The sequence below is a fragment of the Streptomyces griseoaurantiacus genome (assembly GCF_036189845.1).
GTDB lineage: Bacteria > Actinomycetota > Actinomycetes > Streptomycetales > Streptomycetaceae > Streptomyces > Streptomyces griseoaurantiacus.
The window spans coordinates 1,446,552-1,459,901 of sequence record NZ_CP108326.1 but is presented as its reverse complement, the minus strand read 5'-3'; the positions used below and the strand labels follow the sequence as shown (position 1 = coordinate 1,459,901).

Here is a 13,350-nt window from a genome sequence, read left to right as displayed (position 1 = left end):
TTCCGGTGCGGGGCCCCGCCGACGGCCGGGCGGTCGCCGCCACCCCCGTGCGCGGCGACCGCCCGGCCCTCGGAGGCCATCCGGCTTCACCCTCCGGCGATCCGCCGGACGGCCTCCAGCACCCGGGCCGCCCCGTCCTCCTGCGCCATGTGCCGTGCCACCCCCGCCGCGGCCCGCCCGTACGACTCCCGCCCCACCACCTCCGCCAGGGCCGAGGCGAGCCCTTCGACGGTCAGCGCCCGGAAGGGGATCGGGGCGGTGGCCGTGCCGAGAGCGGCGAGCCGGCCCGCCCAGAACGGCTGGTCCGCGGTGACCGGCACGGTGACCGCGGGCACCCCCGCGCGCAGGGCGGCCGCCGAGGTGCCGGCCCCCGCGTGGTGCACCACCGCCGCCAGCCGCGGGAACAGCGGGGCGTGCGGCAGGTCCCCGACGGTGAGCACGTCCGCACCGCCGTCCGCCGCGAGCCCGGCGCTGCCGGACTGAAGGATTCCGCGCAACCCGGCCCGGCGCAGCGCCCGCACGGCGATCCCGCTCAGCCGTTCCCCCTCGCCCGCCGCCATGCTCCCGAAGCCGAGGAGGACGGGCCGGGGCCCCGCGCCGAGGAAGTCCTCCACCTCAGCCGGAAGCCGCTCGGCCGCACGGAGAGGGGGCCACCAGGTGCCCACGACCTCCAGACCCGGGCGCCAGTCCGAGGGGCGTGGCACCAGGGCCGGGCTGAACCCGTGCAGGACCGGCCAGCGCTCCCGCTCCCGCCGCCGGCGCATCGCGGACGGGGCCAGCGGCGGCAGTTCCAGGCGTCGGCGCAGATCCCCGACCGCCCGTGTGTAGACCCGGTCGGCCATGCGGAGGGCGAAGCACCCGGCCAGGCGGTTGCCGGTCCGCCCCAGTGAACGGGAACCGGTGACGACGGGCGGGAAGTCGCCGGTCGGCGCGGTGGGCTGGAGGTACAGGCCGAGGCTCGGGATGCCGCGCGCCTCGGCGAGGTGCCAGCCGAGCGGCGCGGTCGTGGCCGAGAGCAGCAGCAGTTCCGTGCCCCCGTCCACGGCCTCGGCGAACCCCCGGCCCAGCTCGGTCACGAACGCGGCGGCCGTCCGCATCAGTTCACGTCGGCCCTCGACACCGCCGTCCCCGCCGCGCTCCCGCGAGTGCGCGGGCAGCGGGCGGAACTCCAGCCCCGCCTCTCGCACGAGGGGCGCGAACGCCTCTGTGGTGGCGAGGACGACCTCGTGGCCCGCCCCGCGCAGTGCGACTCCCAGGCCCGCGAAGGGCGCCACGTCCCCGCGTGATCCGGCCGCGGCGATCAGCACCCTCATCGCCGGCCCTCCCCGCCGAGGCGGGCCGCGTTGGCGTGCACCGCTCGGCACATGTAGGCCGACAGGCCGGGGCGCTGCTGCGAGGGCGGGACGACCAGGGCGAAGGCGCGCGGATCGGCGAGGAAGTCGTCCGCGATGCGCCGGTGCATGTCGGGCGGGCAGGCGGTGAACCAGCGCGAGATGTGCAGACGGTGCTCCTCGGCCAGGTCCATCGCCCGCTCGCCCTCGCTCGGCTCCCCCTCGTCGAAGGCCGCGAGCAGCTCCGCCCGCCAGGCCCCGGCCTCGCCCATGAGCTGCCGCCAGTCCTCCTTCGTATGGGCGGCGGCACGGGCCATCGACTCGCGCTGCCCCTCCGAATCCGCCCACTTCAGCTCCGCGTCGGTGGCGTAACTGAGATCGAAGGCGATCTCGCCGAACACCTCGAAGCGTTCCTCGGGGGTCAGGGACACCCCCGTCTGCTGCACCTCGATGGCGCGCTCCGCCACCTCCGCCAGCCGCCGGAGGTGGGCGATCTCCTCGCTCAACTTGGCCTGCCGCGCCCGCAGATGCTCCAGCGCGTTGGTCCCCGGGTCGTCGAGGATCGCCCCGATCTCGCCGAGGGAGAAGCCGAGCTCGCGGTAGAAGAGGATCTGCTGCAGCCGGGCCAGGTCCGCCTCGCCGTAGAGCCGGTACCCGGCGGCACTGCGCTCACTGGGCGAGAGCAGCCCCGCCTTGTCGTAGTGGTGCAACGTCCGCACCGTGACCCCGGCGAACGCCGAGACCTGTCCCACGGAGTAACTCATCCACCTCCCCTTTCGTCCGCGCCCAGCTTCGGACCTGACGCAAGGGGAGGGTCAACTCAGCGACGCATCCCGCCGCCGCCCACCGCGCCGACGAAGTCGGCCCAGCGGTTCGCGGGGAAGAGCAGGACGGGGCCGTGCGGGGTCTTGCTGTCCCGCACGGGGACGAGGGCGCCGAAGCCGTCGGCCATCTCGACGCAGGCGCCGCCATCCTGATTGCTGTAGCTGCTCTTGCGCCAGGAGGCGGCGCTCAGATCGATGGATCGCACGGTGCTTCCTCCAAGATCCGAAGGATGAACTTGCGTGACTCCGCAGGGGGGAGTGCTAGGTCGCGCACCGCATCGTACGTCTTCTGCAGGCGCACAACAGGGTTGGCTTCCTCGATGAGTTCGCCCTGGTAGCCGTTCTCCGTATAGACGACGGTCCTGCCCTCGGGGAGGAGCAGGTACCACATGTCGGCGCTCATGAGGCCGTGCAGTCCCGCGCTCTGCAGCAGCACGTGGGCCGTCACGGAGGGGCGCTCCGTGATCGTGAGCAGGTGCTCCAGTTGGTTGCGCCACTCCGTCCCGTCCCTCAACGGTGTGCGCAGCACCGCCTCCGACAGGATCGTCCGGAACGGGGGCGCGTCCTCCGACTCCAGCAGCTCCCGCCGCCCCATCCGCGCCTCAACCTGTTGTTCGAGTTCCTTGCCGCGCAGGCCCCCCGCCGCCAATACCTCCCTCGCGTACCCCGGCGTCTGCAACAGTCCCGGCAGCACGCTCACCGCGAAGTGCCACAGGCTGACCGCCTCCGCCTCCAGCGCCATGTACCTCCGGTACCGCTCGCGGAACTGGGTGTGGTCGCCCGCGGCCAGCTCCCAGAGGGCGAGCAGCAGTCCGGGCGTCCCGTAGTGCTGGTCCAGGGCCTGGACCACCTCGGGGCTGCCCAGGGTCTCCCCCTTCTCCATCTTCCCGAACAGCGACCAGTCCCAGCCGAGCCGTTCGCCGAGCTGCCGCAGGCTCGTCCCGCCGGAGGTCCGGAGCGTGCGCAGTTCCTCGGCGAAGCGTTGGCGCGGTTCCTGGCTGCGGCCGGTGACGGCGCGTCGTTGCGGCATACGGCTGGCTCCTTCGCGAGCGGCTCACGGGATCGGTGTGGAAGGTGTGGCACCGGCTCCGTCCGGCGGGGAAGCACCCGCCCGCCCACGGTGTGACCGGCCACCCTCGGGCGCATCCTCGTAACGCCCGCGCTACGCAGAGTAATTCAGTCACCGCGGTCGTCGGGTGCGTATCGTGAAATCACCGGAATCCACTGACAAGGACGTTCATGCCCTCTTCGTCGAAGATCCAGGAAGCTCTCGAGGCCCGCGACGCCCTGGCCGCGGCGCTGGGCGGGGCCGGCATCCAGCTCCCCGCCATGGACGTGCGCACCCCCTGGGCGGACGACCGGGGGAGGGACGCCGGGTACGCCCTGGTCCACCTCGGGGTCTGCTCCGCCCCGGTCGCGCTGCTGCTGGCCGACGTGATCCGGAAGGGCAGCGCCTCGTGACGGAGGGCGACGCGGTGCCCGGTGTCGGGGCGGCCGTCCACGACACCGCCCGGGACCGATCCGGGCGGGTCGAGGAGCACGTGGGTCCGCGCTGCCGGGTGCGCCCGTTCTCCGGCGGCCGCACCTGGGACGCTGACCCGGCGGAGCTGCGGCCGCTGGGCCAGGACGAACTGCTCAGAATCCTGGTCGCCGAGGCCAACGCCCGCAGCAGCCGTGACATGTAGGCGTGCCGCTCACGGGCGGCCGCCCGGCGGACCCGTGCCTCAGTCGGCCTCGGGAGCGGCGGACCGCTCGATCAGTCCGTGGTGCGAGGTGTCCCCGTGCTCGTCCATGGGGGTCTCGTAGTCGCCCACGGCCCAGAAGCCGCCGGACGGGCCGGCCGGCGCCAGGTCGTAGAAGTTGTAGGAAGGCCAACGGGTCTCGCCGTCGGAGGCCGTCGGTCCTTCCTCCCGGGTCCACGCGGTGCCGTCGAAATGCCAGAAGACCGGGTTGGCGAAGGCGGGGGCCGCCTTGTCGGTGCCGGTCGCCCACAAGCCGCCCCGGCCGTCGGGCACGATCGCCTCGAGGTACAGGTCGGTCAGTTCCCCGGTCGCGTCCTCCCACGTGTCACCGTTCCAGTGGGTGACGCTCGGCACGGGCGGATCGGCGTCGGGCTGGGCCCACCCGGCCACGTAGACGCTGTCCGGGGACTCGACGGCGATCTTGTCGACCTCCGTCCCGGCGGGTACGGAAGCCTCCTCCATCAGCGACCAGGTGGTGCCGTCCCAGTGGTACGTCATCGGGTGCCCGCCCTCGACGGGGTATCGCATGCCGGTGGCGTAGGCGTCGTTCGCGGAGAGGGCCTGGATGTCCCGGATGTCGACCCGGTCGGGCAGCGTGAACGTCGTCCACTCGCCGTCGGAGTAGGTGTAGAGCGCGTTGCCGCCCTTGAAGAGCCTCCCGGGAACGGCCGCTATGGGCACCTCGGGCCAGGCGTCGTCGGCGGGACCCGCGGTCCGCACGCCGGTCCAGCGTGTGCCGTCGTAGTGCACCAGCTCCTGGTCGCGGCCCACGGTCCCGTAGGCCCAGACGTCCTCGACGGACACCGCGCTGACCGAGGACCACTGCCACACGTCGGGCAGCCCCGGAGCGGTGTCCTCGTTCCACGTGTGACCGTCCCAGCGCATGAGGACGCCGTGCCCGTCCTTTCTGCCGACGGCCCAGGCGTGGTCGGCGTCCACGGAGGAGACGGACATGAGGGATCCGGCCGGGCTCTCACCGGAGAGTGAGATCTCCCAGCCGTCCGTCGAGCCGGCCGCACTCGCTCCCCCGGCTGTGAGCAGGGTGGAGGCAAGGGCCAGGGGCACGGCCGCGGCGCCCAGTAAACGGGGTACAGGCATCGGTGTCCGTCCTTCGGGGTGGGAGAGGTCTTTCCCGGACGCAGTGCGCGTCGCGGGGGCCCTCGGGCCACACGGCCAGACTCGTACGGAGGACGCAGGGTTGTAGTGATCACCTCATCCGGATGCCTTCTCGTATGCGAGGAATCGACTCCGGGCGGATGGGCGCCCGTACCCCTTTGCTCTGACATACCGACCGGTTAGTCTGCCCAATGGAGCCGTTTCCCCTTGAAGGAGGCCCAACGTGGAAGCCGTGCAGGATGCCGGAGTGGTCGTCACCGGAGCCGGGGGCGGGATCGGGGCCGCGTTGGCCCGGCGGTTCGCGGCCGAGGGGGCGCGGGTCGTGGTCAACGACCTGGACGCCGACCGGGCGCGTGCCGTCGCCGAGGAGATCGGGGGCATCGCCGTCCCCGGCGACGCCCCCCGGATCGTCGAGGAGGCGCGGGACGCCCTCGACGGCACCGTCGACGTGTACTGCGCCAACGCCGGCCTCGGCTCCGGCGGTACCGAGGCGGCGCCCGAGGAGGTGTGGGCGAACGCCTGGGACGTCAACGTCATGGCCCACGTCCGTGCCGCCCACGCCCTGATCCCCGCCTGGCTGGAACGCGGCAGCGGGCGGTTCGTCTCGACCGTCTCGGCCGCCGGGCTGCTCAGCATGATCGGCGCCGCCCCCTACAGCGTCACCAAGCACGGCGCGTACGCCTTCGCCGAGTGGCTCTCGCTCACCTACCGCCACCGCGGTCTCAAGGTGCACGCGATCTGCCCGCAGGGCGTGCGCACCGACATGCTCACCGCGGCCGGCAGCGCCGGCGAACTCGTGCTCGCGCCCACCGCCGTCGCCCCGGAGGCCGTGGCGGACGCGCTGTTCGAGGGGATCGCCGAGGACCGCTTCCTGATCCTGCCGCACCCCGAGGTGGCCGCCTACTACCAGGCGCGGGCCGCCGATCCCGACCGATGGATGACGAACATGAACCACCTCCAGCAGAAGTGGGAGGCCGACGCGTGACCGCCGCCCCCTCCCGCTACGCCGACAAGCCCTGGCTCGCCCTGCTCACCGAGGCGCAGCGCGCCCCGCTCACCCCGCCGGAGACCCTGCTCCACGCCCTGCGGGAGACGGTCGCCGCCCACCCGGAGCGCCCCGCCCTCGCCTACTTCGACGGGCGGCTCACCTACCGCGAGCTGGACGGGCTGAGCGACTCCGTCGCCGGCCGCCTCGCCGCCCGGGGCCTTCGACGCGGCGACCGCGTGGCGGTCCTGCTGCAGAACTCCCCGCACTTCGTGCTCGCCCTGCTCGGCGCGTGGAAGGCGGGCGCGATCGTCGTGCCCGTCAACCCGATGTACAAGTCGGGCGAGGTCACCCACGTCCTCCACGACGCCGGGGCCACCGCGCTGATCTGCTCCGACCGCGCCTGGGAGGAGTACCTGCGCGAGACGGCGGCCGGCTCCTCCGTGCGGATCGTGCTCACCGCCTGTGAACTCGACTTCCAGACGCGGAACGACCCCCGCGTGCTCACCTTCGAGCGGCTCGCCCAGGCCCCGGACGCCGAGGACCTCACCGCCGTCGCCCGGCAGGGGAACGCCGCCCCCGAGGACCGCACTCCCGGCCCCTCGGACATCTCCCTCATCAGCTACACCTCCGGCACCAGCGGCACCCCCAAGGGCGCCACCAACACCCACGGCAACATCATGTTCAACGCCGAGCGGCAGCGCACCGGCCTCGAACTGCCCGAGGCTCCCGTCTACTTCACGCTGGCACCGCTGTTCCACATCACCGGCATGGTCTGCCAGCTCGTCGCCTGCCTCGACAGCGCCGGCACGCTCGTGCTCACCTACCGCTTCGAGGCCGGCGTCGTCCTGGACGCCTTCGCCGAGCACCGGCCCGCCTACACCGTCGGCCCCTCGACCGCCTTCATGGCGCTCGCCGCCCACCCCGCCGCCACCCCGGACCACTTCTCCTCCTTCCACACGATCTCCTCCGGCGGCGCCCCGCTGCCGCCCGCCCTCGTGGAGAAGTTCCGGGCCGGCTACGGGCCGTACCTCCACAACGGCTACGGGCTCACCGAGTGCACCGCCCCGTGCGCCTCCGTGCCCCCGCACCGCGAGGCCCCCGTCGACCCGGTCTCCGGGACGCTCGCCGTGGGTGTGCCCGGCCCGGACACCGTCGTCCGCATCGTGGACGACGCAGGCGAGGAGGTGCCCTTCGGGGAGCAGGGCGAGATCGCCGTCCGGGGGCCGCAGGTCGTGCCCGGCTACTGGCACCGCCCCGAGGCCACCGCCGAGACCTTCCCCGACGGCGAACTGCGCACCGGCGACATCGGGTTCATGGACGAGCGGGGCTGGCTCTACGTGGTCGACCGCAAGAAGGACATGATCAACGCCTCCGGCTTCAAGGTGTGGCCCCGCGAGGTGGAGGACGTCCTCTACACCCACCCAGCGGTCCGCGAGGCCGCCGTCGTCGGGGTGCCCGACGGCTACCGGGGGGAGACCGTCCGGGCGTACATCAGCCTCCGCCCCGGCGTGGAGACCGACCCCGGGGAACTCGCCGCGTACTGCCGGGAGAGACTGGCCGCCTACAAGTACCCGAGGCAGGTCGAAATCCTGCCCGACCTGCCCAAGACGGCGAGTGGGAAGATTCTGCGCCGGGAACTGCGTTCCCGAACCGGTGCGGGAACCGTTGAGCCCTCGCAGACGTGATCGTAGGCAGCGACGAGGAAAGGCAGGTGGCGGCAGTGCCGAGAACCACGGACGGAGACGGCACGCCCGTGCCGCAGCGGCTGCTCGCCGCCGCCACCCGGCTCTTCGCCGAGCAGGGCTACGACCGCACGTCCGTGCAGGAGATCGTCGAGGCGGCCGGCGTCACCAAGGGCGCCCTCTACCACTACTTCGGCTCCAAGGACGACCTGCTGCACGAGGTGTACGCCCGGGTGCTGCGCGTCCAGCAGGAACGCCTGGACGCCTTCGCCGGCGCCGACGAGCCGGTCGAGAAGCGGCTGCGGGGCGCGGCGGCGGACGTCGTCGTCACGACGATCGAGAACCTCGACGACGCGATGATCTTCTTCCGCTCGATGCACCACCTCAGCCCCGAGAAGAACAAGCAGGTGCGGGCGGAGCGCCGCCGCTACCACGAGCGCTTCCGGGCACTGATCGAGGAGGGGCAGCGCGAGGGCGTCTTCTCCACGGCGACCCCGGCGGACCTGGTCGTGGACTACCACTTCGGCTCCGTCCACCACCTGTCCACGTGGTACCGCCCCGGAGGCCCGCTGACCCCGCAGCAGGTCGCCGACCACCTGGCCGACCTGCTGCTGCGCGCGCTGCGCCCCTGAGGACGAGGCCCCCGGGCGGCGGGCGTGGGCCCGCCGCCCCGCCGGTCACAGGTACTTCTTCAGCTCCCGCCGGGCCAGCGAACGCTGGTGCACCTCGTCGGGACCGTCCGCGAGCATCAGGGTGCGGGCCGAGGCGTACAGCTCCGCCAGCGGGAAGTCCTGGCTGACGCCGCCCGCCCCGTGGAGCTGGATCGCCCGGTCGAGGATGTCCACCACGGTCCGCGGCGTCGCGATCTTGATGGCCTGGATCTCCGTGTGCGCGCCCCGGTTGCCCACCGTGTCCATCAGCCACGCGGTCTTCAGCACCAGCAGCCGCAACTGCTCCACGGCCACCCGGGCGTCCGCGATCCAGTTCTGCACCACGCCCTGCTGCGCCAGCGCCTTGCCGAACGCGGTGCGGGACACCGCCCGGCGGCACATCAGCTCGATGGCCCGCTCGGCCATGCCGATGAGCCGCATGCAGTGGTGGATCCGCCCCGGCCCCAGCCGCGCCTGGGCGATGGCGAAGCCGCCGCCCTCTTCGCCGACCAGGTTCGACACGGGCACCCGGACATGGTCGAAGAGGACCTCGGCGTGACCGCCGTGGGAGTGGTCCTCGTAGCCGAAGACCCGCATCGCGCGCTTCACGGTCACCCCGGGGGTGTCCCGCGGCACGAGCACCATGGACTGCTGCCGGCGCACGTCGGCGCCGTCCGGGTCGGTCTTGCCCATCACGATGAAGATCCTGCAGTCGGGGTTCATCGCCCCGGAGATGTACCACTTGCGCCCCGTGATGACGTACTCTCCCCCACCCTCCCGCTCGATCCGGGTCTCGACGTTCGTGGCGTCCGAGGAGGCCACCTCCGGCTCGGTCATCGCGAAGGCCGAGCGGATCTCACCGGCCAGCAGCGGCTCCAGCCACTGCTTCCGCTGCCGCTCGTCGCCGAACTGGGCCAGCACCTCCATGTTGCCGGTGTCCGGCGCCGCGCAGTTCAGCGCGGTGGGCGCGAGGTGCGGGGAACGGCCGGTGATCTCGGCGAGCGGCGCGTACTGGAGGTTGGTGAGTCCGGCGCCGTACTCGGCGTCGGGCAGGAAGAGGTTCCACAGGCCCTGCCGGCGGGCCTCCGCCTTCAGTTCCCCGACCACCGCCGGGGTGTCCCAGGGCGAGGCGAGCCGCGCCCGCTGCTCCTCGGCGACCGCCTCGGCGGGGTACACGTGCTCGTCCATGAAGGCCAGGAGCCTGCCGCGCAGCTCCTCGGTGCGTGCGTCGAACGCGAAGTCCATGTCGGTTCAGCCCTCCTCGGAGCCGTGCTTCAGGGTGGTCAGGCCGTGTTCGATGAAGACCGGGACGAGGTCGCCGATCCGGTCGAAGCCGGCGCCGACCGTCTGGCCGAGCGTGTACCGGTAGTGGATGCCCTCGAGGATCACGGCGAGCTTGAACCAGGCGAAGGCCGTGTACCAGGAGACGGCGGAGACGTCGCGCCCCGAGCGCGCGGCGTACCGCTCGATCAGCTCGGCCGGGGCCGGGTGCCCCGGGGCCGTGGCCGTGGTGGAGACGGGGGAGTCGGGCAGACCGAGCGGCACGCTGTACATGACCAGCAGGCCCAGGTCGGTGAGCGGGTCGCCGAGGGTGGACATCTCCCAGTCCAGGATGGCGGTGATCCGGTCGTCCTCACCGAGCAGGACATTGTCCAGCCGGTAGTCGCCGTGCACGACGGAGGGCGCGGGGGAGTGCGGCAGCCGGCGGCCGAGCGCGGCGTGCAGCTCGTCGATGCCGGCCAGCTCGCGGTTGCGGGAGGCGTCGAGCTGCTTGCCCCAGCGGCGGAGCTGCCGGTCGAGGAACCCCTCCGGCCGGCCGAAGTCCCCGAGCCCGACCGTCACCGGGTCCACGGCGTGCAGTTCGACCAGCGTGTCGACCAGGCCGAGCAACGCCGCCCGGGTGCGCTCGGGGCCGAGCGGGGCGAGCTGCTCGGCCGTCCGGTACGGGGTGCCTTCGACGAACTCCATGACGTAGAACGGCGCTCCGGGTGCCGCCTGGTTCTCCGGGTCCTCGCACAGCAGCACGGGACGCGGGACGGGGACGGCCGTCGGGTGCAGCGCGCTGATCACCCGGTGCTCGCGCCGCATGTCGTGCGCGGTGGCGAGGACGTGGCCCAGCGGCGGGCGCCGGACGACCCAGCGGGTGGCGCCGTCGGTGACCGCGTACGTCAGATTGGACCGTCCGCCCTCGATCAGCCGGCCGCTCAGGGGGCCGTGCACGAGTCCGGGCCGCTCGCGGTCGAGCAGCTCGCGCAGCCGGTCGGGATCGAGACCTGGCGGATGGTCTGGACTCATCGTCGCTCCTACGCCGGAAAAGGTGACCCGCTCATGATGCCGACCGGTCGGTATGCCGTCCAGTGTGCGACACCCGGGCGAGGGCCGACGTGACCGGAACCACGGTCGCACGCGCGCCCCCGCGAAGTCCCGGAGCAACCGGCCCGAACCCGTGCCGTGTCCCGGCCCCGTACGTGTCCCGGCCCCGTACGTGTCCCCGCCCCCGGAGGCACCGGCCACCGCGCGGAGGGCTCCGCCGGCCGCTCGCGCCACCGGGGAGGCGAGTCCACCGCGGCTCACACCACGAGGACGGCCGCGCACACGGCGAGGGCCACCGTACCCAGCGCGGCCAGCGCGGCGTGCCGGGCGGGCAGCCGCCGCGGACCGGCGGCCGGCGCCGAGGCCAGGGCGCGGATGCGCACCTGCGCCAGGGCGAGGAAGGCCGCCCACAGCGCACAGCACGCCGGCCCCACCACGTAGCCGCTCACGGAACCGTGGTGCAGCGCGGTCCTGACGGCCAGCACGGCCGCGACGGTGCACGACAGGGTGGTGCGCCGCCAGGCGAGCCGGGTGCGCTCGGGCTGCAGCCCGGGATCGCGCCCCGGGCGCCCGGCCGGGCCGGTCATCCTTCCCGGCCGAGCATCACGACGACGACCATGACCACGGCGACGGCACCGATCACCAGCCCGAGCAGCGCGGGGAACCGCGACACCGGGAGGTCCTCGCCGCGCCGCATCGCCCGCTCGCACCGCACCCAGTGGTTGACGGCCCGCAGCGCGCACAGCACCCCGGCACCGAGCAGGGCGAGGGCCAGCCCGAGCCGCCAGGGCCGGCCCAGGTCCGGCAGGAACTGGTCCACGGCGAAACCGCCGCCGATCAGGGCCAGCGCGGTCCGCAGCCAGGCGAGGAAGGTCCGCTCGTTGGCCAGCGAGAACCGGTAGTCGGGCGTGCTGCCCTCCCCGCGCACCTCCTCCGGCACGAACCACGACCGGACGTTCCGCACCAGATCACTCACGTACGGGACCCTATCCGCCGGCGCTCACGCGGGACCGCCCCGCCACCGGCGCAGCCGCTCCCAGGCCGCCAGCCCGTCGGGCACCCACTCCCACTCGCCGAGCCGCCCCGCCAGTTCCTCCTCGGTGAGGAAGCCGTGCCACGCGACCTCCTCCACCTGCGGGCGCACCGGCAGTACGCACCGCACCTCGTACACCGCCGACCACCAGCTCAGCCCGGTCTCCGGTGCCTCGTACAGGAACCGGAACAGCGGCTCGGGGCGCGGCAGTCCGCTCACCCCCAGCTCCTCCTCCGCCTCCCGCAGCGCCGCCTCGTCGTAGGACTCGCCGGCGCCGACGACACCGCCGACGAACATGTCGTGGAGGGAGGGGAAGACCAGCTTCGTCGGTGTGCGGCGGTGCACGAAGACGCGGTCCTCCGCGTCGCGCGCCAGGACGAACACGCACCGGTGCCGCAGTCCCCGGGCGTAGGCCTCGCCCCGGGGCGCCTGCCCGAGGACGCGGTCGTGCTCGTCGACGATGTCGAGGATCTCGTCGGCCGGATCGCTGCGGGGGCTCTCGCCGGGCGTGCGGCTCTCGCCGGGCGTGCGGCTCTCGCCCGGTGTGGAGGTCTCGCCCCTCGTGGGGGTCTGGTCCGAGGCAGTCATGGGCCCATCCAAACACCGGCACACCGGGCGACGAAGAGGGCGGGACGCGGAGGAGGCGGGGCGCCGGGGGCGCGCCCAGGGGGGCACGCGCGGCTCAGTACGCCTGCAGGTCCCGGTCCTGCTCCGACGGGCGGTCCGCCTCCGGGCTCCCGCACGGCATCGCCGGATGCGCCCCCAGCAGCACGATGCCGGCGACGATCGCAGCCAGGCCCGCCGCCTCCCAGGTCAGCGCGGCCACATCCGTGCGCAGGCGGTCGCCGAGGAAGCCGACCCCGCAGGTGATCCCGGCCAGCGGCTCCGCCGCCGTCAGCGCCGGGAGCGACACCCGCAGCGAGGCCGTCTCGAAGGCGCTCTGCACCAGCAGCAGCCCCGTCACCCCGCACACCACGACCGCGTACGGCTGCCAGCCGGTGACCAGCTCCGTGAGACCGCCGTGCGTGAAGCGCTGCCCGCTCACCCGGGTCAGCGCGTCCTGCATGCCGTACAGCAGCCCCGCCGCGAGGGCCAGCAGCACCGGCGCCGCACTCATCCGCGAGCGCTTGGCCGCCGTCGTCAGCAGCAGCACCAGCCCCGTCATGGAGCCGATGATCGCCCAGTGCCGCACGGGATCGGCGACGGCCTGCCCGCCGCTCGGCCGGCCCGCGACGATGAACGCGGTGACGCCTCCCGCCAGCAGGGCGAGCCCCGACCAGCCCTGCCGGCCCAGCGGCCGCCGGGTCTCCGCGGTGCGCGGCCAGTGCCGGGACAGCACCAGCGCGAACAGCAGGTTCGTCGCGAGCAGCGGCTCGACCAGGGACACCTCGCCCCGGGACAGGGCGACCGCGCCCAGCACCATGCCGACGATCATGCATCCGATGCCGCCCAGCCAGCGCGGCACCCGCATCAGGTCCAGCAGCAGCCGGGGGGAGAGGAAGTCGCTCAGCGGCGCCTGCCGGGCGGCGTTCTGCTGGAGCACGAACCCGACGCCCAGACAGACGGCGGCGCTCACCGAGAGAACCAGGACCAGTACCGACACGCTGTGCACCTCGACAACTCAGCGGGGTCACGGAAGGCGTATCCCGCCGACTGTAGCGGCCCCCGCCG

At 73.4% G+C, this 13,350-nt stretch carries 16 protein-coding genes; 5 read left to right on the top strand and 11 right to left on the bottom strand.

Going from position 1 to position 13,350, the window contains the following annotated elements; genetic code table 11:
- Window positions 1-86 precede the first annotated feature (86 nt).
- Genes OHB09_RS06630 through OHB09_RS06615 form a run of 4 tightly spaced genes read right to left on the bottom strand, consistent with a single transcriptional unit; the run spans window position 87 to window position 3,185 of the window.
- Complete coding sequence (locus OHB09_RS06630) at window positions 87-1,313, bottom strand: glycosyltransferase (protein ID WP_093592412.1); 1,227 nt, start codon at window positions 1,311-1,313, stop codon at window positions 87-89.
- Window positions 1,310-2,095: a MerR family transcriptional regulator gene (locus OHB09_RS06625; RefSeq protein ID WP_328921713.1), complete on the bottom strand. Its 786-nt coding sequence runs from the start codon at window positions 2,093-2,095 to the stop codon at window positions 1,310-1,312. Before OHB09_RS06625 ends, OHB09_RS06630 begins: the two co-directional genes overlap by 4 nt.
- A gap of 56 nt (window positions 2,096-2,151) precedes the next feature.
- The gene (locus OHB09_RS06620; protein WP_328919118.1) at window positions 2,152-2,361 is read right to left on the bottom strand and encodes a DUF397 domain-containing protein; all 210 of its coding nucleotides are present in this window, start codon (window positions 2,359-2,361) and stop codon (window positions 2,152-2,154) included.
- Window positions 2,343-3,185, bottom strand: coding sequence for a helix-turn-helix domain-containing protein (locus OHB09_RS06615; RefSeq protein ID WP_167793446.1), 843 nt, complete (start codon window positions 3,183-3,185; stop codon window positions 2,343-2,345). Before OHB09_RS06615 ends, OHB09_RS06620 begins: the two co-directional genes overlap by 19 nt.
- Window positions 3,186-3,394: 209 nt before the next feature.
- On the opposite strand from OHB09_RS06615, the gene OHB09_RS06610 reads away from it, so the two are divergent.
- Together OHB09_RS06610 and OHB09_RS06605 are read left to right on the top strand one after the other, a co-directional pair.
- On the top strand, window positions 3,395-3,616 hold the full coding sequence (locus OHB09_RS06610; protein ID WP_006141799.1) for a hypothetical protein: 222 nt from the start codon (window positions 3,395-3,397) through the stop codon (window positions 3,614-3,616).
- Window positions 3,613-3,840 carry a hypothetical protein gene (locus OHB09_RS06605; RefSeq protein ID WP_093592424.1) on the top strand — a complete coding sequence of 76 codons (228 nt, stop codon included), beginning with the start codon at window positions 3,613-3,615 and terminating at the stop codon, window positions 3,838-3,840. The genes OHB09_RS06610 and OHB09_RS06605 overlap by 4 nt, the downstream gene beginning before the upstream one ends.
- Window positions 3,841-3,879: 39 nt before the next feature.
- Here the strand turns inward: OHB09_RS06605 and OHB09_RS06600 are convergent, their stop codons facing one another.
- Entirely contained in the window at window positions 3,880-4,995 is a 1,116-nt protein-coding gene (locus OHB09_RS06600; protein WP_328921712.1) for a hypothetical protein, read from the bottom strand.
- Between the two features lie 241 nt (window positions 4,996-5,236).
- Between OHB09_RS06600 and OHB09_RS06595 the strand changes: the two genes are divergently transcribed.
- The 3 genes from OHB09_RS06595 to OHB09_RS06585 are packed head-to-tail and all read left to right on the top strand — an operon-like array spanning window position 5,237 to window position 8,315.
- A complete protein-coding gene (locus OHB09_RS06595; protein WP_319350925.1) occupies window positions 5,237-5,998 on the top strand; it encodes an SDR family oxidoreductase in 762 nt (253 codons plus the stop codon).
- Window positions 5,995-7,686, top strand: coding sequence for a class I adenylate-forming enzyme family protein (locus tag OHB09_RS06590; RefSeq protein WP_328921711.1), 1,692 nt, complete (start codon window positions 5,995-5,997; stop codon window positions 7,684-7,686). Before OHB09_RS06595 ends, OHB09_RS06590 begins: the two co-directional genes overlap by 4 nt.
- A 35-nt stretch (window positions 7,687-7,721) precedes the next feature.
- Entirely contained in the window at window positions 7,722-8,315 is a 594-nt protein-coding gene (locus OHB09_RS06585; protein WP_040896035.1) for a TetR/AcrR family transcriptional regulator, read from the top strand.
- Window positions 8,316-8,360: 45 nt separating this feature from the next.
- On the opposite strand, the gene OHB09_RS06580 is transcribed toward OHB09_RS06585, so the two are convergent.
- The 6 genes from OHB09_RS06580 to OHB09_RS06555 form a co-directional block, all read right to left on the bottom strand.
- Window positions 8,361-9,578, bottom strand: coding sequence for an acyl-CoA dehydrogenase family protein (locus OHB09_RS06580; RefSeq protein WP_319117137.1), 1,218 nt, complete (start codon window positions 9,576-9,578; stop codon window positions 8,361-8,363).
- A gap of 6 nt (window positions 9,579-9,584) precedes the next feature.
- Window positions 9,585-10,628: a phosphotransferase family protein gene (locus tag OHB09_RS06575; protein WP_093592436.1), complete on the bottom strand. Its 1,044-nt coding sequence runs from the start codon at window positions 10,626-10,628 to the stop codon at window positions 9,585-9,587.
- 275 nt (window positions 10,629-10,903) lie between these two features.
- Complete coding sequence (locus OHB09_RS06570) at window positions 10,904-11,233, bottom strand: DUF202 domain-containing protein (RefSeq protein WP_006141792.1); 330 nt, start codon at window positions 11,231-11,233, stop codon at window positions 10,904-10,906.
- Window positions 11,230-11,622 (bottom strand): YidH family protein, encoded by a 393-nt coding sequence (locus OHB09_RS06565; protein ID WP_006141791.1) that lies wholly within the window; start codon window positions 11,620-11,622, stop codon window positions 11,230-11,232. Before OHB09_RS06565 ends, OHB09_RS06570 begins: the two co-directional genes overlap by 4 nt.
- A 24-nt stretch (window positions 11,623-11,646) precedes the next feature.
- The gene (locus OHB09_RS06560) at window positions 11,647-12,267 is read right to left on the bottom strand and encodes an NUDIX domain-containing protein (protein ID WP_206315360.1); all 621 of its coding nucleotides are present in this window, start codon (window positions 12,265-12,267) and stop codon (window positions 11,647-11,649) included.
- Window positions 12,268-12,361: 94 nt separating this feature from the next.
- The gene (locus OHB09_RS06555) at window positions 12,362-13,282 is read right to left on the bottom strand and encodes a DMT family transporter (RefSeq protein ID WP_006141789.1); all 921 of its coding nucleotides are present in this window, start codon (window positions 13,280-13,282) and stop codon (window positions 12,362-12,364) included.
- Window positions 13,283-13,350 lie beyond the last annotated feature (68 nt).